This is a genomic window from Micromonospora polyrhachis, from assembly GCF_014203835.1.
GTDB classification, from domain to species: domain Bacteria; phylum Actinomycetota; class Actinomycetes; order Mycobacteriales; family Micromonosporaceae; genus Micromonospora_H; species Micromonospora_H polyrhachis.
On record NZ_JACHJW010000001.1, the window covers coordinates 848,109 to 871,570 of the forward strand.

The following is a 23,462-nucleotide window of genomic DNA, read 5'->3' on the forward strand; positions in this document are numbered from 1 at the left end:
CTCCTTCTCCTTCGATACGATGCGGGCGACGCGGGCTGGCTACCCGGCGATGGATCGGGCCCACTGGTAGGCGTCGAAGATGGCGAGCAGGGTGAGCACCATCGCGATGGCGAAGACGTACTCGGTGAAGTCGGCGACCCGCCCCCAGTAGGGCAGCAACCGTCGCCCGGGCAGGCTCCGGGACATGGCCAGCAGGGCCGCCGCGAGGACGAGCAGCAGGATGACGAAGAGTCCGGAGATCATCGCGTCCCCCTGGCCAGCCAGCCGGATGGTCAGCAGCGACCCGCCGGTGAGCACCGGCAGCAGGGTGGCCGCCCGTTGCCAACCCGAGCTGAGGCTGCGGGACCGGATGGCCAGGACGCCCAGCACCGCGACGACGAACAGTGTCGGCGCCCAGCCCCGGGTGGGTGCCAGCACCCAGAGGCCGGCGGTGCAGATCAGGCCGGCAGCGACCAGCAGCCACGTGAGGTAGGTGTCGGCGACCACCGCCCCGGAGATCAGTTTGGTGCCCGGGTACGGGTCGATGTCCTCGGCGAGATCGGTCGCGCTGGTCGGTAGTTGCGGCAGCCGCAGCAGCGCCAGCCGGAATGCCAGGGAAGGGGCGGCGGCGGCACCGAGCAGGGCCACCGCGACGGTGGCCGCCGCAGCCTGGGCGGTGCTCAACCCGAGCACCACCAGCAGGGCCTGGCCGGCACCGGCCAGGCTGGTCAGCCAGCCGGCGAGGAAGAAGGCTCGGTAATGGCCGACCGCGAAGGTGACCAGCAGGGCGGTGACGCTCGCGGCGACGGCCGCGCAGAGCAGTTGCGCAGCGGCGCTCGCGCCGACGGCGGGTGCCGGTATCAGGCTGTAGCCGGCGAGTCCCGCGAAGGGCACGGCGGCCACCCCCAGCGTGATGGCGGCCCACCCGTCGGCGAGGGCGCGCGAGCACATCATCGCCCCGAACGCGAGCGCCACCGCGCAACCGGTGGCCAACGCACCCCGGCGCGGCACCGCACCGTCGAGCAGGATCACGAAGCAGGTCGACAAGGTGACGGCGCAGACGACGAGGAACAGCACCCGGGTCAGGCTGTCCCGCCACCGGTCGGGGCGGTTACGTACGCCGGTGGCGAGTCCGTCGATGAGATCGTCGAAGTGCACCGGCGGCAGTTGCGCGTCCCGGGGCCGCAGATAGAGGGTCTCGCCGTCGCGGATCTGCAACGACGCCGGGGTGAGCTCCTCGTCGAGCGGCCCACTGCCGAGACGTTGCAGCACCCAGTCGCCCTCACCGGTGAACGCGCGGTGCTGGCCCGGCTGCTCCAGGGCACCGGACATCGTCGCGCGCTGCACGAGCACCGGCATCAGGTCCGCCAGCGGCACCATGGACGGCAGGGCGACCTCGACGGTCCGTTGGGGGGTGACCAGGACGACGCGGCTCAGGTCGGTCATCGGGTGGCCTCTCGTGGATCGTCGCCGGTGGGGTCGGCGACCAGCGGCGTCTGGAACTGGATCGGGTCGGCGCGGCGCCGGACCAACTGCGCCCGCCCGGCGGGCAACGTCAACGGCTTGACCTGGCCGAGGAAGCCGCTCTCATCGCGGGGGCAGGAGAAGAGGACCGCGCTGCTGCCCAGATCCCAGAGGCGACGCAGCAGTGGATCGGTCATCCCCCGGGCCGCCCCGGCCGTGCTCCGGGCGACGATGACGTGCAGGCCGATCTCCGCGCCGTGTGCCAGCAGGTCGACCAGGGTCTCGGCCGGATAGTCCATCATCCCGGAGACCATGTCGTAGTCGTCCATCAGCACGAACAACCGAGGCCCCGACCACCAGTCCCGGGTGGAGAGCCGGTCCGGGGCGATATCCGGGCCGGGGACGCGGCTCTTGAGCAGCGGCACCCCTCGGGCCAGCACCTCGCGCAGCGCCTTGCCGTTCAACGCGTACCCGACCGTCTGGTTCGCGGCGAAGGCGGTGGCGAGGTTCCGCCGCGGGTCGGCGACCAGGACCTGCGCCTCCTGGGCCGGGAACCGCTCGACGATGGCCTGCGCGAGGTGCCGCAGCAGGTTCGTCTTGCCGGTCTCGGTGTCGCCGAAGACCATGAGATGCGGGTTGGTGCCGAAGTCGTGCCAGACCGGTTGCAGACGCTGGTCGTCCAGACCCAACGCCACCCGCAGCTCGCCGTCTGCGGGGGTCGACGGCAGCGCCTGCCGGTCGAGCACCTTGGGCAACAGGCGAACGGCCGGGGCCGGCGGCTCGGACCAGCCGGACCGTACCGCCTCCACCAGTGCGGCCAACGCCGCCGCCGCCTCGCCAGCCGGCTCCGCCTCGGCACCGTCGTCGTCCCCGGCCGACATCGCCCCGATGGCGGGTACCGCCGACAGGAAGTGGAACTTGTCCACGGTGAGGCCCCGTCCCGGCGCCTCCGGCACGGTCTTGGCCTTCCGGAAGTCGATCTCGGACTCCATCGAGTCGCCGAGGCGAAGCTCGAAGCGGGTCTGCAGCACGTCACGCAGCCACGGTCGGATCTCCGACCAGCGCCCGGCGCTGATCACCAGGTGTACGCCGTAGCTGAGGCCCCGGGTGGCGATCTCCTGGATCGTCGGCTCCAGTCCTTCGAACTCCTGGTGCAGGGTGAACCAGCCGTCGATGACGAGGAAGACGTCGCCGAACGGGTCGTCGGCGTACTGCCCCGCCGCCCGGGCCCGCCGATAGGCCGCCATCGACTCCACGTCGTGTCGGCCGAAGAACTCCTCGCGCTGGTCGAGGATGTCGTACACCTCGGCGACGGTGCGGGTGACCCGTTCCCGGTCCCGCCGGTTGGCCACGCCACCGACGTGTGGCAGCCCGGCCAGCGCCGCCATCGCGCCACCGCCGAAGTCGAGGATGTAGCACTGGACCTCCCGGGGCGTGTGGCTCAACGCGAGCCCGGCGACCAGGGTGCGCAGCAGGGTGCTCTTGCCGCTGCGTGGCGCGCCGACCACGGCCGCGTGTCCCTTGGCCCCTTCGAGGTCGGCGAGCAGCGGGTCCCGGCGCTGTTCGAAGGGGCGGTCCACCAGACCGACCGGGACCCGCAGTCCGCCGTACGGCGCGCCGTAGCCGCGCTGCGGATCGAGGGCGAGCGGCGGCAACATCTCGTCCAATCGGGCCGGCTCGGCCAGCGGCGGCAGCCACACCCGGTGCGCCGGTGGGCCGGCGTCGCGTAGCCGGTCGACGATCACCGCCAGCGTGGTCTCCGTGCTCGGGGTCTCCTCGGTCATGGCAGGATCCCGGGGCGGGGGCTCGATCGGGCGCGTCGGCACCACGAATCCCGACTCGAAGTTGACCACCTGTGAGTTGCTGACCGGTTGGGCGACCCGCTTGCCGCGGACCGGGCATGGTCCGGAGACGTACGCCCCCCGGAACTTCACCAGCGTGGTGGTGTCGGTCCGCAGATAACCCGAGCCGGGCATGAGTGGCTTGTCGTACGCGTCACTGACGCCGATGACGCTGCGCGACTCCATCGCCGAGAACATCTTCAGCCCCATCCGGTAGGACAGGTGCGTCTCCAGGGTGTGTACCCGCCCCTCCTCGAACCGCTGCGAGGCCAGCAACAGGTGCACCCCGAGCGAGCGGCCGAGGCGACCGATCATCATGAACAGGTCGGTGAACTCGGACTTTACGCTGAGCAGTTCCCCGAACTCGTCGACGATCACCACCAGCGTGGGCAACGGGTCCAGTTCGGCACCGGCGGCGCGCGCCCGCTCGTACTCCAGCACCGACGTGTGGCTGTGCTTGCGCAGCAGCTCCTGCCGGCGGACCAGCTCACCCTGCAGGGCATCCTGCATCCGGTCGACCAGCGGCAGTTCGTCGACCAGGTTGGTGATCAGCGCCGACACGTGCGGCAGACCGTCCAGACCGAGGAAGGTCGCCCCGCCCTTGAAGTCGACCAGCACCATGTTGAGCTTCTCCGACGAGTGCGCCAGCGCCAGCGACAGCACCAGCGTGCGGATCAGCTCGGACTTGCCGGATCCGGTGGCCCCGATCAGGATGCCGTGTGGCCCCATGCCGCCCTGCGCCGACTCCTTCAGGTCGAGCTCGACGGTCTGCCCGCGGTCGGTGATGCCGATCGGTACCCGCAGGTGGTCCCAGGCCGTCCGGGCCTGCCACAGCACCTGCGGGTCCATCGCGCGCAGGTCCGCTATCCCGAGCAGGGCGGGCAGGTCGGCGGTGACGGCCGCGGCGTCGGTCACCGCGCCGCTTCCCCCCACCCGGTACGGCGCGACCTGCCGGGCCAACGCCCGGACCCGCACCAGGCTCATCGCGTCGGCGCGCCCGATCGGGGTGATCTTCTCGTCGCCCGACCGGGTCATGTCGACCTTGTCGATGTGGCCCTCGCCGATCCGCAGCCGCAGAGTGGTGGCGGCACCGTCCCAGGGCAGGGTGGCATCGGTGTCGATCGCGACCAGGTTGCGGTAGCCGGCTCCGCCGAGGCGATGGTTGCCCGAGATGGGCGGGTCGTCGAGGATCACCACGACGAACGGCTCGTCCGGGGTCGGCGTCGCGCCCGGCTCGTACCGGCCCCGGTCGTCCAGGGCCTTCCCGCCGAGCAGTTTCTCCAGGTCCACCCAGGAGTCGCAGACCAGTCGTACCGCCCCGGCCGCGTCGGTCTGCTCGGCATGTTGGGCGTGCGGTAGCCATTTGACCCAGTCCCAGTACCGCAGCCGGTCGGTGCTGGCCAACACGGCGATGTGCAGTTCCTCCGGGGTGTGGAAGGTGACGAGCTGCGCCACCATCGCCCGGACCAACGCCCGGTTGACCATGTCGTCGCCGTCCAGGCTGACCCGGGCGAAGCCGCGCAGGTACACCGCCACCGGCATGTCCTCGATCACCGTGTACGCGCGGAGGAACCGACGCAACGCGCTGGCGCAGAGCGGTTCGAGGTCCTCCACCGGCTTGGTCTGTGGTGCCTGCAACGTCAGCGCCAGCCGTTGCTGGCCGAGACCGATGCGTACCTCGGCGAAGTCGGCATGGTTGGTACGCCGCTCCCACAGCCGGTCGGTGGGGACCAACGCCCAGAGCCGGGCCGGATCGGGATGGGTGAACAGCACCGAACGCCGCTGCCGGTCGACGCTGCGTCGTACCTGTTTGCGGGCCTGCCCGAGGTAGCGCAGATAGTCCCGCCGCTCGCCCTTGAGCTTGGCCTTGCGTTCCGAGCCGGCCCGCATCAGCAGGGCGAACGCCATGATGATGGCCGACAGGCCCATCAGCCCCGAGGTCAGGTAGAGCATCACCCGGCTCTCGCCGGACTGCAGGTAGAACAGCGCCAACGCGCCGGTGCCCATCATCATGGGCAGGTAGGTCAGCAGGTTGGTCAGCTGACTGCCGCCGGGCTCCGGCAGTCCCGGCGGCTCCTGCAGGGCGAACTCTCCCTTGTCGATCGCCGGGGCGGAGCGGCGGGGCGACCGGGTTACGGGAATCGTGCTCATCCGGTGCTCCCTCGTCCGTTCCGGTCCGGGTCGGAGGTGCCCGGGTACCGGTTCTCCCGGTGCGGAACCCGCCCCGAACCGGGGTCCGGTGCCGCCTCGGCACCGGGCTCGCCGACGCTGCGCCAGCTCCGACGGATGCCGTGCGGCACCAGGTAGGCCACCAACCCGAGCAGGGCGGCTACGACCACAGCGGCCAGGGTGAACTCGATCGCGGTGTCGCGGTCGCTGGTCGGCTCCGCCGCAGTCCGCGCGACCGGCCCCAGCGTGGGCTGGTCGACCGGGGTGGAGTGGTGGCCGTGTTCCTCCGGCAGGATCGCGGTGACCGCCTGGTACGGGTTCACCACCCCCCAGCCGAGCTGCGGATTCGGCAGCGTCGTGCCCGGGTGGTCGGCCGTCAGCTCCAGCCTCCGCTTCACCTGCGCCGCGGTGAGCTTCGGATGGTAGGCCCGGACCAACGCGGCGGTGGCGGTCACGAACGGCGTCGCGTAGCTGGTGCCGCTGTCGACCAGGTGCCCGGCACCGGCCCGGCTCAGACTCACCACGTCCACCCCCGGGGCCACCAGGTCCAGGTAGGTGCCCACCTCGGAGAATTCGCTACGCCGACCATCCGGGCCGACCGACCCGACCGCAACGACCTGCGGGTACGCCGCCGGATAGGCGACCGGGTTGCCCTGCTGGGCCTCGTTCGCCACCGCCGCGACCAGCAGCACGTCCCGCTGCGCGGCGTACTCCACGGCCCGTCGTAACTCCTCGTTGGGAAAGAAGGAACTGGCCGAGACGTTGATGACGGAGGCGTTCGCGTCGACGGCCGCCCGGATCGACCGGGCCAGGGTCGACGCGGTGCCGTCGCTGGGGCCGTTGGCCTGCCGGACGGGCAGGATCGTCACGCCCGGTGCCAGCCCCACCATGCCGGTACCGGCGGCCGGCTGGGCGGCGATGATGCCGGCGACGAAAGTGCCGTGACCGTAGCAGTCGTCGTCGGCGCGACCCATCCGGTTGACGACGTCACTGCCCTTGCGCACCCGCCCCGCGAGCTGCGGCACCGCCCCGTCCACCCCGGTGTCGATGACCGCCACCAGCACGCCCTCGCCCCGGGTCAGCGGCCACACCCGCTGCGGTGTCAACCGCTGGTGCGTCCAGGGCACCTCCGGCAGCAGCTTCTCCGACGGCGATGTGCAGCGCATCGTCGGAGCGGCGCTCGCTGGCGCGGCGGCGACCGGCACCGACGTGGTCAGCAGCGTCACCCCGGCGAGCAGATGCGCGAGCATCCGAACCCGCTGCCGCATCCGTGCCTCCCACCGGCGTCACCGCCACGACCTCTCGTCGCGGTGACTACGGCCCGGTCGACCGGATGGTTCATCACGATCGGTGGAGATTCTCGATGCCGGTCGAGGGGGCGATCCGCGCGAGGGGCGGGTGATCCTCACGACGTGGTCAACGCGCGGACCAGTTCGACCCGGGACCGGATGCGGAACCGGCGGTAGATCTGGGTGAGGGAACCCTCCACCGTGGTCACTCCGATGGCCAGGCTCTGCGCGATCTCCCGGTTGGTGGCCCCCTGTACGACCAGCGCCGCGATCCGCTCCTCCATCGGGGTGAGCTGGTTACCGACCCGCCCTCCGGGGGCGAGCCGGGCGAGTTCGGCCTCGATCCGGTCCCGCCAGACCGTCGCGCCGGCCGCCGCGCACCGCCGGACCGCCTCGTCGAGCAGGGTACGCGCCGCCGCCCGCCGCCGCTGCCGGCGCGCGACGTTGGCCCAGACGGTCAGCGTACGGGCGAGTTCGATCGGGGTGTCCAACGCCCGGTACGCCTCGGCCGCCCGGCTGAGCAGGTCGATGGCGTCGTCAGCGCGCCCTTCGGCGAAGGCGAACACCGCCTCGGCCCGCTGACTGGCGGCGACGGCGAAGGTGGACGTTCCCGCGCAGCCGTCGCCGCGGGTCCCGGCGACCCGGTCGGGTGTCCCGGTGAGGTCGCGTAGCTCGGTGAGCAGGTGGCGTGCCCGCTCCCGATCGCCCGTGCCGACCAGCACCTCCACGAGATCGGCCAGCAACACCGTGGTCTGGTTGCCGGGCGCGAAGTTGGCGGCGTACTCCCGGGCCTGGTCGAGCATGGCCAGGGCACCGGCGTCGTCCCCGGTGAGATGTCGCCAGACTCCGAGGAAGTGGCAGAACTGGACGAGCTTCTCGGGGTCGCCGATCCGTTCCGTCTCCGCTACCACCCGCTCGGCCAACTCGATGGCCCGAGCCAGGCTGCCGGTGACCGCCTCCGCCTCGGCCGAAGCCCACCGCACCAGATTGCCGTACGCCGGCTCGACGTCGATCGCCAACTGCTGGAACCGGGACACCGTGGTCAGCGCCGACGCGCACCGCCCCCGTCGCCAGTCGACCCGGGCCAGCAGATGCAGTACCCACTCCAGCCCGCCGAAGACACCCGCCTCCTCGGCCCGGCGTACGGCTGAGCGCAGCAGCTCGTGCGCCTCGTCGTACCGGTCGTCGTCGAAGTGCGTCCGAGCCAGGTCGTAGCAGATCAGGTGGGCTGCCTCCCCCAGGTCATGCCGCTGCGCCAGCAGCCGGGTCACCCGGGCCAACTCCGCGTCGCAGGGCTGGCCCAGCCGCGTCTTGACGATCAGCAGCACGTGCAGCGCCCACGCCTCGGTCGGGCCGTCCCCCACCACGGCCGCCGCCTCGGCCGCCCACCGCGCATCGGCCAGGGCCGGCTCGGCACGTAGGGCGGCGGCATGATGGATCGCGCAGTAGAGGCGTACCCGGGGTTCCAGGTCCGCCTCGCCCTCGGCGGCGGCGCGGGCCGCCGTCACCTGCTGGCCCATCCCCCCGATCGCGTTCCCGCTGGCCTCGAAGACGGCCAGCCAGGCACGTGCCCGCAGCCGGCGCGGCACCTCGGCGGCGAGTACCTGCTCGGCCACCTCGCGCGCCTCGCTGAGCAGCCCCGCCTGGTGGGCGTAGCGAGCCTCGGCGAGCTTGCGCTCGGCCCACCCGACCTGGTCGGCGGTGGGCGTACGAAGGGCGGCCAGGCCGATCAACTCCCGGGCGGCGCCGGTGGCCCCGCGCCGGCTGGCCAGGTCCGCGGCGGTGGTCAACGCGGCCGCCACGGTCTCGTCCTCCAGGCCGGTCGCCAGGGCCAGGTGTCGGGCCCGCTCGATCGGGTCGGTGGTGACCTCTACGAGTCGGGCGTGTAGCGACATCCGGACGATGATCGGGGCCTCGGCGTACACTGCGGCCCGCAGCAACGGATGTCCGAACGAGACGGTGCCACTGGCGTCCAGGTCGCAGATGCCCGCCTCGGAGGCGTCGGTCAGATCGGTCACCGCCGAGTCGCAGCCGGCCCGGGTGAGCAGCGCCAGAGTGGGACGGTACGCGGTGGCGGCTAGCCGGACGGTGTCGCGGGCGCGGGGCGAGAGCGTGGCCAGGCGTTGCCGCATCAGGGTGTCGAGGTGTACGGGCACCGGCAGCGGCGCGCCCGGAACGGGTCGCACTCCGCCGCGTCGTACCGCATCGGCGATCTCCAGCGCGAAGAGCGGGTTTCCGGCGGAGAGTGCCCAGATCTGCTGGGCGATCGGGCGGCTGACGAGCCCGCCGGCCCGGGCGGCGATCACCGGAACGAGTACCTCCGCGGGCAGCGGCCCGACCGCCAGCGTGGCCGCGCCGGAGGGGACTACCTGAGCGGCCGGGGGTCGCCGGTCCGATGTGTCGGACCGCTGCGCGGCAAGGACCGTCATCCGGCCGGGTGGCAGTCGTCGGGCGGCGAAGCTGAGCACCTCCGCGCTGGCCGGGTCGACCCACTGGAGATCGTCCAGCACCAGGGTGATCGGCACCGCCGACGTGATCGTCCGCAGTAGGTCGAGGATGCCGAGGCAGACGGCCAGCGGGTCCACCTCGCCGCCGCCGGGGTCGCGGCGACGGAGGGCAAGTTCGACGATCCGTAGGGTCGCCGGGGGCAGTCGGTCGAAGTGTTCGCCGGGTACGGCACCGAAGAGGTCGATCAGGGTCACGAAGGGCATCCGGGCGTCCGCCTCGGCCGGACTGGCCACCAGCACCAAGCCCGGCCGCTGCGTGACCGTACCGGCCAACACGGCGAGCACGGTGGACTTGCCCACGCCGGCACCACCGACGAGGACGACGCTTCGGCCGTCCGCCCAGTGTTGCAGCGCCTGGTCAACCAGATCCTGGCGGCCGGCCAAGAAGCCCGGAGTCACGACGTCAACATTCTCAAAGTGATCAACTCGGATCGGTCAACGTATGCACCGGAACATAGGCGCCAGCGATGAGGAGCCGGTGAACGATGGGCGACCCGCCGGGGTACGGGGACGAAACCCACGGCGGGTCGCCGTGGCGGTCACTCCCGGGTGAGCAGGTAGGCCCGCTCCGGGTCGAAGGCCAGGTCGACGTTGGTCCCCTCGGACAACGCGTCCTGCGGGTCCCGACCGGCCTCGGTCACCGTGATGGTGCCGCCGGTCGTCTCCACCTCGTAGTCGATGGACGGCCCGTGGAACGTCGAGCGCAAGACGACACCGATACCGTTGCCACCATCGGTGACCGGGGTCAACGCGGCGGTCTCCGGCCGCACCATCAGGTAGGCACCGACCGAGCCGGCCGCCACCTTCGGGTGGGTGGGTACGGTCATCTGCCGACCGAGCACGCTCACCGTGGCCCGGCCATCGGTGATGTTCTCCGGCACCGCCTCGATGAAGTTGGCCCGACCGATGAAGTCGGCGACGAAGACACTGGCTGGCCGGGCGTAGATCTCTCCCGGGGTGGCCACCTGCTCGACCTTGCCCTTGTTCATCACCACGATCCGGTCGGACATGCTCATCGCCTCGTCCTGGTCGTGGGTGACGTAGATGCTGGTGATGCCGAACATCTTCTGGATGCGGCGGATCTCGGCCCGCATCGCGTCACGCAGCTTCGCGTCGAGGTTGGACAGCGGCTCGTCGAAGAGCAGCACCTTCGGCTGCACCACCAGGGCACGGGCCAGCGCGACCCGCTGCTGCTGGCCGCCGGAGAGTTCGTGTGGGCTGCGCTCTTCGAGGCCGACCAGGTTCATGCTGGTCAGCGCCATGCGCATGCTGGTGGCGATCTCCTCCTTCGTACGCTTCTGGAGGCGCAGCCCGTACGAGATGTTCTCCGCCACGGTCATGTGCGGGAACAACGCGTAGCTCTGGAACACCATCGCCATCGGTCGCCGCTGCGGCGGGATGTCGTCGATGACCTTGTCATCGAGCAGGATCCGGCCGCCGGTGGCGTCCTCGAACCCGGCCACCATCCGCAGGGTCGTGGTCTTGCCACAACCGGAGGGGCCGAGCAGGGTGATGAACTCCCCCGGTTTGACGTCGAGCGTGACGGCGTCGACCGCGGTCACCGTACCGGAACGGCTGGTGAACTGCTTGGTGAGCGCGTCGAGCTGCAGGTGCCCGGTGCTGGCCTCGGCCGACACGGCGGGAAGGGGCACGGCAGGCGCGGCGGTCATCGTTTCTGCCTTTCAGACTTGGCGGTGCGTTGCAGGGTGGCGCCCCCGCCGACGATCAGGTGGATCAGCCCGAAGGCAGCCAACACGAGTGCGGTCAGCACGGTGCAGTAGGCGAACGCCACCCCGTACCGGCCGGTGCTGGCGGCGCTGAGCACCTGCGATGTGATGATCTTCGTTTCGGGGGTGACCAGCAGGACGATGGTCGACACCGACGTCATACTTCGGGCGAAGCTGTAGCTGAGACCGGCGAGCAGGGCCGGCCGGATCAGCGGCAGGGTCACCCAGCGGAACGTCTGCATCGGGCTGGCCCCGAGGTCCGTCGACGCCTGCTCGATGTACGGGTGCATCTGGGAAAGCGCCCCGACCGCGATGCGTTGGCCGGCCGGTACGCTCCGAACGACGTACGCCAGGATGATGGCCACCGCGCCGCCGGCGATCGCACTGCCGCCGACCAGGCTGGGGAAGGCCACGAAGTCACCGACCCAGCGGTCCGGCCGGTAGGCCAGCACGAACCCGATACCCAGCACCGTACCGGGCACCGCGACGCCGAGGGTGCCGCCGAGGTCGAGCAGCCAGGCGGTGTAGCGCAGGTGGCGCACCACCAGCCAGGCGATGACCAGGCCGACGATGGCCGCGATCGGAGTGGCGATGATGGCGAAGGTCAGCGTGTCGAGCACCGCCTCGAGCCCCACCCCGAGGATGACCTCTTCGAGGTACTGCAGGGTGAACGTGTTGTCGACGCCGAAGACCTTGGTCACCGAGCCGATGATCACCGTGCCGTAGAGGCTGACGATGATCAGGGCGGCGAAGACCGCCAGGCCGTAGATCGGCCACCGGCTCCAGCCGGTGATCAGGTGGACGCTGCCGGACGGACGGCCGGTGATGGTGGTACGCACCTTGCGGTTGAGCCACCACCGCTGGGCGAAGTACATCGCCAGCGACGGCACCAGCAGGATCACACAGTAGACCGCGGCGCTGGTGGTGTCGTACTCGCCGGTCACCGCCAGGTAGGCGCGGCTGGCCAGCACCGTGTAGTCGCCACCGAGCACCAGCGGGTTGGCCAGGTCGGCGATCGCCTCGACGAAGAGCAGCAGGAACGGGGCGACCAGGCCCGGTGCCAGCAGCGGCAGGATCACCCTGCGCATGATCTGCCAGCGGCTGGCACCCATGTTCATCGCCGCTTCTTCCAGCGCCGGGTCCAACGCCCGCATCATGCCGAGCAGACCCTGGTAGGCGACCGGGAACAGCGACAGCGACAGCACGAACACCAGGCCGTCGAGGCCGTAGATGTCGTACTCGAGGCCGAAGAGACCGTTGCTGATGACGCCGCGCCGGCCGTACAGCACGACGGTGGCGGTGGCCACCGCGAACGGCGGGCTGACGATCGGCATCATGGCGATGATGTGCAGGATCTTCTTTCCCGGTACGTCCAGACGGGCCTGGACGAACGCGAAGAGGAAGCCCAGCGCGGTGCCGAAGAGGCCGACGAGCAGGCCGAGCACCAGCGTGTTACGCAGAATGCCAAGGTCGACGGAGGAGGTGAAGAACTCCGCGTAGCGGGGCAGCGCGTCCGGCCCGAAGGCCGTTGCGAGCACCGCGACCAGCGGGACGATCGCGCCGATCGCCACCAGCACGACGCTGATGGCGATCAGGACACGGATGCCCACGTCGCGGTGCCGACGCCGCCGCCGCCGCGGAGGGGTCACCTCAGGTACGGTGACCACCTCGCGGTCGGACAGCAGAGTGGTCATGACTTCGGCGCCTGCGCAACTTCAGCGTCGAACCGCTTGTTCAGCGCCGACTTGGCCGTGCCGGCCGCGACGGCGTCGTACTGCACCATCGTCAGCTCGGAGAGCTTGACGACCTTGTCGGACACCTTGGCGTTCGGGTTGGTCGGGAACTGGTACGACTTCACCGTGGGGCCGATCTCCTGCGCCTCGGTGGTGAGTGCCCAGTCGATGAACTTCTTGGCGCTGGTCGGGTTCTTGGCCCCCTTGACCAGGGCGACACCACCGGTCTCGTAGCCGGTGCCCTCGGACGGGAAGCTCACCTTCAGGTCGGGGAAGCCCTCCTCCATGGTGGCGACGCAGTCGTGGGAGAAGATGATGCCGACGGTCACCTCACCACGGGCGGTCATCTGCCCGGGTGCGGAACCCGACTTGGTGTACTGCAGCACGTTCGGGTGCAGCTTGCGCATGTACTCCAGCGCCTTGCCCTGGTCACCGCCGGCCAACTGCACCTGGGTCCAGAGCGCCGTGTACGCGGTACCCGAGGTGGACGGGTGGGCGATGCCGATCTCCCGGTTGAGCTTGGGGTTGAGCAGGTCCGCCCAGGACTTCGGGACCTCCAGCCCCTTCTCGGCCAGCAGCTTGCCGTTGCTACAGAAGCCGAGCGCCCCGACGTAGACGCCGGTCCAGGAACCGGCCGGGTCCTTGTACTTGTCCGGGATCACGGCCGCGTTCGGCGAGACGTAGGCGTCGAGCATGCCGTCCGTGTTCGCGGCGGCGTAGCCGTCGGCCGGGCCGCCGTACCAGACGTCGAACTCGGCGTTGCCCTTACCGGCCTTGATCCGGGCGAGCGCCTCACCGCTGGACAGCCGGACGAAGTCCGCCTTGACGCCGGTCGACTCGGTGAACTTCTTGGTGGTCGCGGCGCACCAGTCCTCGGTCGCGCCACACACCACGTGCACGATGCCGCTGTCCTTCGCGGGGTCTACCCCAGCGTTCTCACGGGCACACCCGGCGGCAGTCACGACGACAGCGGCGGCGAGCGCCATCGCGGCTGTCGCGCGTCGGCGCGACCGACCCTTCACCAACACGTCTACCTCCGAATATTTGATCTGATGCGACTGCTGAATGAGATTTCGGTCAGGTTAGAGGCGTGTGAACGATGGTTCGGTAACGGTGACGTGAGTCCCGGTGACACCGCCGTCACCTACGATCGGACGACGGCGGCACCGGTCCCCGGGTGGGTGCGCCCGGTCGGCGGGTGCCGTGGATCGGCCGGTGGCAGGGTGCACCCGGTCGGCAGGGGCGTGCGGGCCGCTCGGGCCGGCAGCCCGGAAGAATCTGCCGGTGGCTGGGCATTCGGGCCGCTAGGCCGGCAGCCCGGGGGCCACGTCGGGCATCAGGTAGCCCACACCGCGCAGGGTCCGAATGTATGCGGTCCCCCCGGGCACGGCGGCGAGCCGGGAACGCAGTCGGTAGACGGTGGACTTCACCACGTCCCGGCCGCCGATCAGGTCGGTGGTGCCCCACACCTCGCGCAGCAGATCCTGCCAGGACTGCGGTATGCCGCGCCGGGTCGCGAGGTGGGTCAGCAGCTTGAACTCGGTGAACGGCAGGTCGAGCCGATGCTGGGCCAGGGTGGCGGTCTGCGCCGCCGGGTCGATGACCAGTTGGCCCACCCGGAGGGCGGTGCTGCTGTCCCGCCGACGGCGGACCAGCGCCTGTGCCCGCAGCGCCACCTCGCGCGGGTGGAACGGTTTGGTGACGTAGTCGTCGGCGCCGTGCTCCAGGCCGGTGATCACGTCGTCGTGTTGCGCCAACGCGGTGAGCAGCATGATCGGCACCTCGGACCGGGCTCGGATCCGTTGGCACAGGGTCAGACCATCCATCGTCGGCATCATCACGTCCAGTACGACCAGGTCTACGGCGTGCGACCGGAGCAGGTGCAGCGCGGTGGCACCGTCGTGCGCGGTCAGCACCGTGAAGCCCTGGGTCTGTAGGGCGAACTCGACGATGATCGTCATCTGCGGCTCGTCATCGACCACCAGGGCGGTCGGACCACCCGTCCTCGCCTCGACCGGCCCGGTCATGTGCCACTCGGCAGGGTAAGGAGGAACGTGGTCCCCCGGGCGGACGCGGTGTGCACCATGATCTCACCTCCGTGCAGCTCGATGATGGTCTTCGTGATGACAAGCCCCAGGCCGGTACCGTCCGCCAGCGGCCGACCGGTCGCGAACCGGTGGAACAGCCGGTACCGCTCGGCGCGGGTCATCCCGGCGCCGTCGTCGGTGACGTAGATGGCGACACCGGTGTCGATCAGCATGACCCTGATGTCGATGTTGCCGCCCGTGGTGGTGAACCGGCTCGCGTTCGACAGCAGGTTTGTCATCGCCTGGGTCAGCAGCATCGGATCGGCGGCGATACGCGGCATCACCTGCGGCATGTCGAGGCTGATCCGCTGGTGCCGTTGGCCGGCCAACGGCCGCATGGCGGTGACCACGTCGCGTACCACCACCGACACGTCCACCTTCTCCAACTGCGGAGTGAACAACCCGGCCTCGATCTTCGCCTGGATCAGCAGGCTTTCACACAATCCGATGACCTGTGTGGACTGGTGGTCGACGACCTGCAGGAATCGTTTCTGGGCCGAGGTGAGGGGGCCGGGGGTCCCCTCCCGGAGCAGATCGACCGCACCCTTGATCATGCTCAGTGGGGTACGCAGTTCGTGGCTGAGGGCGTTCACCTGGTCCGCCCGCCGCTGCACCGACTGCTCCAGTTGGGCCAGCTCGGCTATCCGGGCGGCAGCCGCCCGGCGCATCCGCCAGGCCACCAGCGCGGCCCCGACGAGTCCGCCGCCGAACGCCGCCACCAGCAACCACCAGGCGGCCCCCATTGCCCGTCCTCCTCAGACGCTGCCGCCCACCGGCGGACCGACGCTGGCTGCCGCTGTTGTCGCACCTCATCGCCAATGTCGCGGCTTCGGCGAGGTGATGGTCTGCATTGTGCCGGTCGGAGGGCCGGGGCCACAACGGTCGAACGGCCCCTGATGATCTTTCGTGACCGTCCCGCACCCAGCTGGTGACCGGGCGAACTCTCGTCCTCAACGGTTCCGTCGCTCGGAACGAATTTATAGGATGCGATCTCTCCGGCAAGACCTGAGACCTCTCCTCGGGCGGGGCGGACCCGCTCGTCACGCCACCGGAAGCAGGCACCCGATGACAGTCGAGAAGCAGCTGCGGGACTATCCGTTCGAGGAATTCCGGGGCGACCTCCCGGCTGAGCTGCTGAAGATGGTCCGCGACGAGCCGATCAGCCGGGTCCGGCTGCCCGACGGCCGACCGGTGTGGCTGGTGGTGGGCTACGAAGAGGTGTGTGCCGCGCTCGCCGCGCCGGGCCTGACCCGCCACCCCGGGATGGAGCCGACCGAGGCAGTGCTGCCGACCGAGACAGTGGAGCCGACCGACGGACCGGAACCGGCCGGCACAGCGGGACCGGCCGGCACAGCGGGACCGGCCGAGGGTCGGTGTCCCGTCGCACCCCTGGTCCGGGAACTGGGCATGAACGGTGCGGCGCACGCCTCCCTACGCCGCCTCGCGGCCCGCGCGTTCACCGCCCGGCGGATCGAGGCGTACCGGCCCCGGGTACAGCAGATCACCGACGAGCTGGTCGACGCCATGGAGGCCGGCGGTAAGCCAGCCGACCTGATCAGCGGTCTGGTGGCCCCCCTGCCCGCCCTGGTGGTCTGCGAGGTGCTCGGGGTGCCGGCCACCGACCGGGACCGGTTCAACGCCTGGGTCGCGGACATCAACTCGCTGACCGCGTACGGCTCACCGGAGGCCGCCCGCTCCTCGGCGGAGTTGCGGGCCTACCTGTTCGCCCAGTTGACGGTCAAACGAGCCACCCCCGGCGACGACCTGCTCTCCGCCTGGCTGGCTGCCCAGGCCGACGACGAACTCAGCGACGAGGAGATCGTGGGGCTGGCGGTCGGCGTACTGATCGGCGGACGGGAGATCAACTCGACCAGCGCGGGAATCCGCGCCCTGTTCCTGCATCCCGAGCAGTTGGCCCGACTGCGCGACGATCCCGCTCTGTTGCCCCGTGCGGTCGACGAGATCCTGCGGTACACCTCGGTCAGTCCCATGTTCCTGGTGCAGACCGCCACCCGGGACGTGTCGCTGCGCGGCACGCTGATCCGGGCGGGCGAGGCGGTGATGGCCGTACCCTGGGCCGCCAACCGCCATCCCGACTTCTTCCCCGAACCGGACGTCTTCGACGTCGGGCGGACCCCGAACCCGCACCTGACCTTCGGGTACGGACCGCACTTCTGCCTCGGGGCCGCCCTGGGCCGGTTGCAGATCGAGGTCGCGATCGGCACCCTGCTGCGCCGGCTACCGGCCCTGGCCCCGGCGGTCCCGATCGACGAGTTGCCCTGGCGACATGACCGGATCAACTGCGGCATCGCCGAGTTCCCCATCACCTGGAGGTGAGGAAGGGCTCCTTCTTGTCGCGTTCTGCCGTGGAAGGGGCCCTTCCGCACGCCACAGCGCCGATTCGACGACATCGGCCACGCGCTCGACCCCGCCCGGGGACGGCCGGGCGGATGGCGCTGTGGATGCGCGGGCGGCGAGCACAGTTCGGATCATCCTGGCGACCTCGTCCGGCGTCCAGCGCTCCTCGGGAAGCCACCCGGTCGCTGGGCACCGGGCCGCCCGCTGGGCGTTGTCCGGCCGGTCCAGTCCACTGGCGAGGATCACCTGCGGAACGCCACTGACCAGGGCCCGTCCCAGCGTTCCGATACCGCCGTGGTGCACCATCGCCGCGACCCGGGGGGCCACCGTACGAAAGGGCAGCCGGGGGAACCAGCACACGCCCGAAGGTAGCGGCTCGGGCACCAGGTCCCGATGGCGTACGACGAGCAGCCCCGGCCGGTCCACGATCCGGATCGCCTCGACCGCCACCCGGTAGAAGTCCCGGTGCAGCAGCCGTCCCGTCCCGCCGGTGACCAGCAGTGGGGCCACCGGCCCGGCGAGCAGTTCGGCGATGTCCGGTGGTAGCACGTCGGGCCGCCCGGAGTAGGACCCGGTATCAGCGCCGGTATCGGCGTCGGCGTCGGCGAGCACGAACCCGGTCAGTTCGGTGCCGGCCGGGGCGGACGGTCCAGCCTGGTCGAACCAGGGCGGCCACAGACCGACGTACCGGTCGGCGGAGCGCATCCAGGCCGACCAGTCGGTCACCGGCCCCAGCCCCACCTCGGCCCGCGCGTCGTCGATCCGGTCGGCCAGCACCTCGCCGTACAGCCAGGCAACCCGGGGCAGGGCGGCAAGTTGGAACGGAGTCTGGGCCAGGCAGACCAGCGGTGCGCCGGTCGCCTCGGCGGCGATGAGCGCCGAGTGCGCCGACAGCGGCGCACCGACCAGCACGGTACGCCCCGGACGGTGTCGGCGCAGCAGCTCCTGACACTCGAACCGGAGCTGGGTGAGGAGCCCGGTGCGGTGGTAGTGCTCGCGGAACGCCCCGATCTCGGTGGCGTCGGCCTGGTCGGCGGCGTCGGCGAGGTGGTACTCGTACTCGCTGATGGTGTCGATCGGCACGAACCCGATTCCGGCGGCGGCAACCACGGAACGGTAGTACTCGTGGCTGAGCAGGGTCACGTCGTGTCCTCGGGCCCGCAACGCCCGGCCGATCCGGACGAACGGCAGGACATCGCCGTCCGTACCGTGGATCACCATCAGGACGAGCGCGGCGGAGGAGTCAGTACGGTTCAACGGCGTTGACCCGGCTCGGCCAGTACCGCTGACCCGGCGCGGCCTGGTAGTGCTCCCACCGGGGCGGGTCGCCGGTCGGCTGGTCCCCCAGGATGGTGACCCGCTGCCCCCGGCGGCGGCCGAGATAGTCGTTGACCGCGTAGTGCTGGGTGACCCGGTTGTCCCAGACCGCCACGTCACCGACCTGCCAGCGGTAGCGGCACATGAACTGGGGTTGCTCGGAGAAGTCGAACAGATGCTCCAGCAACGCGTCGCTCTCGTTGCGGCTCAACTGGGGGATGTGCGAGGTGAAGAGCCGGTTGACATAGAGCGAGCGACGGCCGGTCTCCGGATGCACCCGGACCACGGGATGCTCGGCGCGGCTGGTGAACTGGTCGCCGATGCGGATCACGTGGATCGCGGTAAGCCCGTCGAGCAGGTACCGCAGCGGCGCGGAGAGCTGCTCGTAGACCTGGTATTGATTCGTCCACATGGTGTCACCGCCCACGCTCGGACACTCGACGATCTGCAGGATCGACGCCAGCGGTGGGCCGGTGTGGAACGTCATGTCGGTGTGCCACACGTCGACCTTGCCGCCCTCGGCCGAGTCGATGACGACGATCTCCGGGTGCCCGTCCAGCCGGGGCAGGTACGGATGCAACTCCACCTCGCCGAACCGCCGGCCGAACGCGACGTGTGCCTCGGGTGGCAGGCCCTGCTGCCCGACGATGAAGATGACCAGGTGTTCCAGGAGTAGCCGGTGCAGCTCCGCGAAGCCCTCGTCGGTCAGATGCGCCAGATTGACACCGTGGATCTCGGCACCGAGCGCCCCGGCCACCGGCTTGACGTCGTACAGGGTGCTGGCGGGTGCCGACATCTTCTCTCCCCGGCCTCGTATTGATCGGGAAGTATTCCAGAGGCGGCCGGCTCCGAACAGCGGCCGGAGCGAGGATTTTCGATGCACTCGGGCGTGTTGACGGGACTGGAAGCCACTGGCAACATCGATCGCGCTCGGTCGCCTGCCAGACCAAGCACAGTAGAAACGCCTGGTCGACGAGCGGGGCTGCCGTGATCACAGTCTTCCTCTACTACGACGATGTCCCGCGCGGGTTGGCGTGGTTGACACACACCCTCGGCGCTCGGGAACTCACCCGTCGAGCCACGTCCGGACTGATGACGTACGCCGAGGTGGAGCTGGCTGGCCTGCCGCTGGTCCTGACCGACCGGACCGATCCCGCCGCCGGCGGCACCCCGGCCCGCTTCCAGTTCACCCTCGACGGGGTGGAGCCGCTCTACCAGCGGGCGTTGGCCGCCGGTGCGCAGGTGGTGGCGACACTCGCCGTCGACCCGACGGGCCGGCCCGCCTTCACCGTCGCCGATCCGGGCGGATACCACTGGACCTTCGTCGGATCGGCCAGCACCGACGACGAGTCCAGCCCTGCCGCCGACGACGAGATCGGCTCACTCACCGCCGACGGGACCAGCCCGATCGACCGGCTCGGCCGGCTCACCGACCTGGCCACACCGTTCGCCGTACGGGTGCTGGCCACGCTCCGGGTGCCCGACCTGATCGAACAGGGCGTCACCGACCTGGTCGACCTCGCCACCGCCTGTGCGGCGAACCGGGACGCGCTCGGCCGACTGCTGCGCTACCTGGCTCACCGCGGGGTGCTGACCGAGGCCAACCCGGACGTGTTCGCCCTGACCGAGGTCGGCCGGCTGCTCTGCGAGCGGGGAGCGGCCGGGCAGCGGGGCTGGCTGGACCTCGACGGTCTGGGGGCCCGGATGGACCTGGCCTACCCGGGCCTGCTGCACTCGGTACGCACCGGCGAGCCGGCCTACGCGACGGTGCACGGGCGTACCTTCTGGGCCGAGCTGGACGCCCACCCGGGCCACCGGCGCTACTTCGACGAACTCATGATGAGCCAGCAGCACCTGACTGCCCCACAGGTGGCCGAGCTGTACGACTGGTGCGACGTCGCCCATGTGTACGACGTCGGCGGTGGAAGCGGTGCCCTGCTGACCCAGCTGCTGTCCAGTCACCCGCACCTGCGCGGCACCCTGGTCGACCGGCCGGGCGCGGCGCGGGCCGCCGGGGAGCGGATCGCCGCCAGCGGGCTGGCCGACCGGGCCGACACGGTCGCCGGGGACTTCTTCGGAGCCTTGCCCACGGGTGGGGACGTCTACGTGGTGTCCCGCGCGCTCACCGACTGGAACGACCGGGACGCGACCACGATCCTGCGGCGCTGCGCCGAGGCGGCCGGGGATCGGGGCCGGGTGCTGATCGTCGAGGTGCTGCCGACCGAGCCCTTCATGCCGCACCTGTCCCCGTTCGACCTGCAGATGCTGGTCGTGGTAGGTGGGCGGGAGCGCGGGCTGACCGACTTCGAGTCGATCGCCGGCCGGGCCGGGCTCGCCGTCGCGCAGGTGCTGCGGGGTCGGGACGGCCTCACCCTCATCGAATGTGTCCGGGCCGACCGCTCACCCGTCGCGGTGGACGCGGCGGTGGAGGCCGACTCGTGCGTCTCCTCCTGACCACCCAGCCGATCTACTCCCATCTCGTACCGGCGCTGGTCCCCCTGGCGCACGTTGCCCGGGCGGCCGGGCACGAGGTGGCGGTGGCCACCGCGGCCTCAATGGCCGACGAGTTGGCCAGGCACGGGGTGGCGCACCTGCCCCTGCCGAATGTGCCGGGCCAGGTCGAGCTGCGTAGCGATCCACGCCTGGCGGAGCGGTTCGGCCTGCCCCAGCAGCTGATGGCACCGGGCCGACGAAGCGTCGACCCGGCGGTGTGGCGGCAGATCGCCCGGGCGTACGCGGGTCCGATCGCCGGCCATTTCGCCGCCGACCTGCTGGATGTGGCCGGGCGGTGGAGACCGGACGTGATCGTGCGGGAGCCAGCCGAGTACGGCGGCTACCTGACCGCCGAACGGCTGGACATTCCACACGCCACCCTGGACATATCCCCGTTCGCTGCCTTGGACCTGCCGGTCGTCGTGGACGCACTCGACGAGCAGCGGGTGGCACTGGGGCTACCTTCGACGGCCGATCCCTGGCATCCGCACCGACACCTGCGCGCCGGTCTCATCCCCGAGGCGTTCTATCCGCCGTCGCTGCGGCCGGTTGGCGGTCGCTACTACCGGCCCCCCACCCCGACCGACGACGCGCCGATGGATCCCTGGTACGCCGACCTGCCCGCCGATCGGCCACTGGTGCTGGCCAGCCTCGGTTCCCTGGTGCTCTCCCTCCCCGGGATCCCGGACGTGCTGCCGCTGGTCGTGGCCGCCCTGGGCGAGCTGCCGTGCACCGCGGTCGTCTCCCTCGGCGGGTACGCCGAGCTGACCGAGCGGATCGGGACCGTGCCGGAGAACGTACGACTGACGCCGTTCGTCCCGCAGCGCACGCTCCTACCGGCGTGCGACCTGTTCCTCACCCACGCCGGCTTCAACTCGACCGGCGAGGCGGTGGCCGCCGGGGTGCCGATGGTGGCGGTGCCGGCGGTCGCCGACCAGCCGCCCAACGCCCGGCGGATCGCGGAGCTGGGCCTCGGTCTGCGGCTGGACATCGACGACCTCTCGGTGGCCCGCATCGCCGACGCGTGCCGGCAGGTGCTCACCGAGCCCGCCTACCGCTGGCGGGTCCGCGCCCTACAGCGCCAGTTGCTGGCCAACCCCGGGTTCGAGCGGCTCGTGGCGGACCTGGCCGAGCTGGCTGTGCTGGCCCGACCGGTCGAGCCGGCTCGACGGGTTTCGCCACTGCGGTAGGCCCGTGTGGTAGGCCCGTGCGGTGCGCGCTGGCGCGTGGACCGGGTGACGCGTTCGCCGGGGTCATCTCTCCAGGGCGGTACGCCGCCCGCGACGCCACCTGTCGACGTACGGCAACACGAACAGGTACAGACCGGTGAACAGGAGCAAGGCGAGCGGGAGCAGCGGCACGTAGGACAGCCAGATGACGGGCTTCTCCTGTGCCAGGGCGACGAAGGTGACGATGACGGTCACCGTGAAGGCGATGGCCAGCCAGCGGTGGATCTGCCGAATCCACTTGTTCGACTTCATCGGGGCCTCCTCGAAAGGCGAGCACACCATCCCGGCTGGGGGCGTCCATGACGGCCACGTTAGCCACGGCGCGGTGGCCGACGCTTCTCGATTCCTGATCGGTCGGTCACCCGTTCCGCCGGGCCATCCGTACCCCGCACGCGACCGCGCCCACGACGAGCGCGACGCCCAGGAGCTGGAGGCCCGGCGAGTCGTCGGCCTCTCCGTACACGAAGCCGGCAGCTCCGATCGCGATGGCGACGATGACGAGGAAGTACCTCATGGGGCCTCCTCCTTCGGCCCTACGGCGTCCACAACCGATCCGCCGCTCATTCCTCGACCCATTCGAGCAGGTCACCGGGCTGGCAGTCGAGCACCCGGCACATGGCTTCCAGGGTGCTGAACCGGACCGCCTTGGCGCGACCGTTCTTCAGGACCGCGATGTTCGCTGGCGTGAGGCCGACCCGCTCGGCGAACTCACCGACGCTCATCTTGCGTTTGGCCAACTCGACGTCGATGCGGACGACGATGGGCATCAGATCACCGCTTCCATGTCGGTCCGCAGCGTAGTGGCCTGCCGCAGCAGCGCCCGCATCACCACCATCAGGAGTCCCAGCGCGGCGATCCCGACCAGCATCAGGAACAGCAGCAGCGGCAGTCCGGGGTCGTCCGCGTTGAAGCCGACGTAGAGGAACACGCCCAGGAGCACCAGCCACGCGGCAGCGATGGCCCACACGATCGCATCCACCCAGGCCAAGGAGGCCGGGCTGAAGATGCGGTCCTTCTTGACCAGCGTGAGCAGCCGCCAGGTGGCCACGATGACCACTTGGACGCAGAGCACCCAGAACACCGACACCGCCGTCATCGGCCACCTCAGGTAGGCCATGTCCGGCGACTGCTCAGCCATGTACGCGAATTGCCCGGGCAGCGAGAGGGTCTGGAACACGACCAGGATCCCGAACAGCACCACGAGGAAGACTCTGAGAGGGGCTACCGCCCGATGCTCCACCATCATGCATCGACTGTCGCTCGCTATCT

The 23,462-nt window shown here is 70.5% G+C and carries 18 protein-coding genes; 3 read left to right on the forward strand and 15 right to left on the reverse strand.

The window, feature by feature from the left end; translation table 11 throughout:
- Positions 1–39: 39 nt before the first annotated feature.
- The 9 genes from eccD to FHR38_RS03395 all read right to left on the reverse strand — a co-directional run bounded on the left by eccD (position 40) and on the right by FHR38_RS03395 (position 15,539).
- The gene (gene eccD / locus FHR38_RS03355) at positions 40–1,425 is read right to left on the reverse strand and encodes a type VII secretion integral membrane protein EccD (RefSeq protein WP_184532664.1); all 1,386 of its coding nucleotides are present in this window, start codon (positions 1,423–1,425) and stop codon (positions 40–42) included.
- Positions 1,422–5,435, reverse strand: a complete 4,014-nt coding sequence (gene eccCa, locus FHR38_RS03360) for a type VII secretion protein EccCa (protein ID WP_184532666.1) — start codon at positions 5,433–5,435, stop codon at positions 1,422–1,424. Before eccCa ends, eccD begins: the two co-directional genes overlap by 4 nt.
- Positions 5,432–6,721: a type VII secretion-associated serine protease mycosin gene (mycP, locus tag FHR38_RS03365; RefSeq protein WP_184532668.1), complete on the reverse strand. Its 1,290-nt coding sequence runs from the start codon at positions 6,719–6,721 to the stop codon at positions 5,432–5,434. The genes eccCa and mycP overlap by 4 nt, the downstream gene beginning before the upstream one ends.
- Before the next feature lie 137 nt (positions 6,722–6,858).
- Complete coding sequence (locus FHR38_RS03370; RefSeq protein WP_184532670.1) at positions 6,859–9,648, reverse strand: helix-turn-helix transcriptional regulator; 2,790 nt, start codon at positions 9,646–9,648, stop codon at positions 6,859–6,861.
- A 140-nt stretch (positions 9,649–9,788) separates the two neighbouring features.
- Positions 9,789–10,919 (reverse strand): ABC transporter ATP-binding protein, encoded by a 1,131-nt coding sequence (locus FHR38_RS03375; RefSeq protein ID WP_184532672.1) that lies wholly within the window; start codon positions 10,917–10,919, stop codon positions 9,789–9,791.
- Positions 10,916–12,670, reverse strand: a complete 1,755-nt coding sequence (locus FHR38_RS03380) for an ABC transporter permease (RefSeq protein ID WP_184532674.1) — start codon at positions 12,668–12,670, stop codon at positions 10,916–10,918. Before FHR38_RS03380 ends, FHR38_RS03375 begins: the two co-directional genes overlap by 4 nt.
- Complete coding sequence (locus FHR38_RS03385) at positions 12,667–13,737, reverse strand: ABC transporter substrate-binding protein (RefSeq protein WP_221448899.1); 1,071 nt, start codon at positions 13,735–13,737, stop codon at positions 12,667–12,669. Before FHR38_RS03385 ends, FHR38_RS03380 begins: the two co-directional genes overlap by 4 nt.
- 276 nt (positions 13,738–14,013) lie before the next feature.
- Positions 14,014–14,736 carry a response regulator transcription factor gene (locus tag FHR38_RS03390; RefSeq protein ID WP_184532676.1) on the reverse strand — a complete coding sequence of 241 codons (723 nt, stop codon included), beginning with the start codon at positions 14,734–14,736 and terminating at the stop codon, positions 14,014–14,016.
- Positions 14,733–15,539, reverse strand: coding sequence for a sensor histidine kinase (locus FHR38_RS03395; protein WP_184532678.1), 807 nt, complete (start codon positions 15,537–15,539; stop codon positions 14,733–14,735). Before FHR38_RS03395 ends, FHR38_RS03390 begins: the two co-directional genes overlap by 4 nt.
- A gap of 322 nt (positions 15,540–15,861) precedes the next feature.
- Here FHR38_RS03395 and FHR38_RS03400 point away from each other — a divergent pair, with 322 nt between their 5' ends.
- Positions 15,862–17,133 carry a cytochrome P450 gene (locus FHR38_RS03400; protein WP_246446274.1) on the forward strand — a complete coding sequence of 424 codons (1,272 nt, stop codon included), beginning with the start codon at positions 15,862–15,864 and terminating at the stop codon, positions 17,131–17,133.
- On the opposite strand, the gene FHR38_RS03405 is transcribed toward FHR38_RS03400, so the two are convergent.
- Both FHR38_RS03405 and FHR38_RS03410 read right to left on the reverse strand, forming a co-directional pair.
- Positions 17,035–18,411: a glycosyltransferase gene (locus tag FHR38_RS03405; protein WP_184532681.1), complete on the reverse strand. Its 1,377-nt coding sequence runs from the start codon at positions 18,409–18,411 to the stop codon at positions 17,035–17,037. The two genes, FHR38_RS03400 and FHR38_RS03405, sit on opposite strands and share 99 nt — an antisense overlap.
- Positions 18,398–19,267 (reverse strand): TauD/TfdA dioxygenase family protein, encoded by an 870-nt coding sequence (locus FHR38_RS03410; RefSeq protein ID WP_184532682.1) that lies wholly within the window; start codon positions 19,265–19,267, stop codon positions 18,398–18,400. The genes FHR38_RS03405 and FHR38_RS03410 overlap by 14 nt, the downstream gene beginning before the upstream one ends.
- 191 nt (positions 19,268–19,458) lie before the next feature.
- Here FHR38_RS03410 and FHR38_RS33080 point away from each other — a divergent pair, with 191 nt between their 5' ends.
- A complete protein-coding gene (locus tag FHR38_RS33080) occupies positions 19,459–20,925 on the forward strand; it encodes a methyltransferase (protein ID WP_312881778.1) in 1,467 nt (488 codons plus the stop codon).
- A complete protein-coding gene (locus tag FHR38_RS33085; protein ID WP_184532683.1) occupies positions 20,910–22,154 on the forward strand; it encodes a glycosyltransferase in 1,245 nt (414 codons plus the stop codon). The genes FHR38_RS33080 and FHR38_RS33085 overlap by 16 nt, the downstream gene beginning before the upstream one ends.
- A gap of 63 nt (positions 22,155–22,217) precedes the next feature.
- Here the strand turns inward: FHR38_RS33085 and FHR38_RS03425 are convergent, their stop codons facing one another.
- The 4 genes from FHR38_RS03425 to FHR38_RS03440 all read right to left on the reverse strand — a co-directional run bounded on the left by FHR38_RS03425 (position 22,218) and on the right by FHR38_RS03440 (position 23,394).
- On the reverse strand, positions 22,218–22,445 hold the full coding sequence (locus tag FHR38_RS03425) for a DUF4231 domain-containing protein (protein ID WP_184532684.1): 228 nt from the start codon (positions 22,443–22,445) through the stop codon (positions 22,218–22,220).
- Between the two features lie 106 nt (positions 22,446–22,551).
- A complete protein-coding gene (locus FHR38_RS03430) occupies positions 22,552–22,707 on the reverse strand; it encodes a hypothetical protein (RefSeq protein ID WP_184532686.1) in 156 nt (51 codons plus the stop codon).
- Positions 22,708–22,753: 46 nt separating this feature from the next.
- On the reverse strand, positions 22,754–22,960 hold the full coding sequence (locus FHR38_RS03435; RefSeq protein ID WP_184532688.1) for a helix-turn-helix domain-containing protein: 207 nt from the start codon (positions 22,958–22,960) through the stop codon (positions 22,754–22,756).
- On the reverse strand, positions 22,960–23,394 hold the full coding sequence (locus FHR38_RS03440; protein ID WP_312881780.1) for a DUF2975 domain-containing protein: 435 nt from the start codon (positions 23,392–23,394) through the stop codon (positions 22,960–22,962). The genes FHR38_RS03435 and FHR38_RS03440 overlap by 1 nt, the downstream gene beginning before the upstream one ends.
- Between the last annotated feature and the right edge of the window lie 68 nt (positions 23,395–23,462).

What these genes read in the sequence shown, in the direction of transcription:
- eccD (WP_184532664.1), bottom strand. Translation starts at nt 1,425, where the DNA reads ATGACCGACCTGAGCCGCGTCGTCCTGGTCACCCCCCAACGGACCGTC.
- eccCa (WP_184532666.1), bottom strand. Translation starts at nt 5,435, where the DNA reads ATGAGCACGATTCCCGTAACCCGGTCGCCCCGCCGCTCCGCCCCGGCG.
- mycP (WP_184532668.1), bottom strand. Translation starts at nt 6,721, where the DNA reads ATGCGGCAGCGGGTTCGGATGCTCGCGCATCTGCTCGCCGGGGTGACG.
- FHR38_RS03375 (WP_184532672.1), bottom strand. Translation starts at nt 10,919, where the DNA reads ATGACCGCCGCGCCTGCCGTGCCCCTTCCCGCCGTGTCGGCCGAGGCC.
- FHR38_RS03380 (WP_184532674.1), bottom strand. Translation starts at nt 12,670, where the DNA reads ATGACCACTCTGCTGTCCGACCGCGAGGTGGTCACCGTACCTGAGGTG.
- FHR38_RS03390 (WP_184532676.1), bottom strand. Translation starts at nt 14,736, where the DNA reads ATGACCGGGCCGGTCGAGGCGAGGACGGGTGGTCCGACCGCCCTGGTG.
- FHR38_RS03395 (WP_184532678.1), bottom strand. Translation starts at nt 15,539, where the DNA reads ATGGGGGCCGCCTGGTGGTTGCTGGTGGCGGCGTTCGGCGGCGGACTC.
- FHR38_RS03400 (WP_246446274.1), top strand. Translation starts at nt 15,862, where the DNA reads ATGACAGTCGAGAAGCAGCTGCGGGACTATCCGTTCGAGGAATTCCGG.
- FHR38_RS03410 (WP_184532682.1), bottom strand. Translation starts at nt 19,267, where the DNA reads ATGTCGGCACCCGCCAGCACCCTGTACGACGTCAAGCCGGTGGCCGGG.
- FHR38_RS03425 (WP_184532684.1), bottom strand. Translation starts at nt 22,445, where the DNA reads ATGAAGTCGAACAAGTGGATTCGGCAGATCCACCGCTGGCTGGCCATC.
- FHR38_RS03430 (WP_184532686.1), bottom strand. Translation starts at nt 22,707, where the DNA reads ATGAGGTACTTCCTCGTCATCGTCGCCATCGCGATCGGAGCTGCCGGC.
- FHR38_RS03435 (WP_184532688.1), bottom strand. Translation starts at nt 22,960, where the DNA reads ATGCCCATCGTCGTCCGCATCGACGTCGAGTTGGCCAAACGCAAGATG.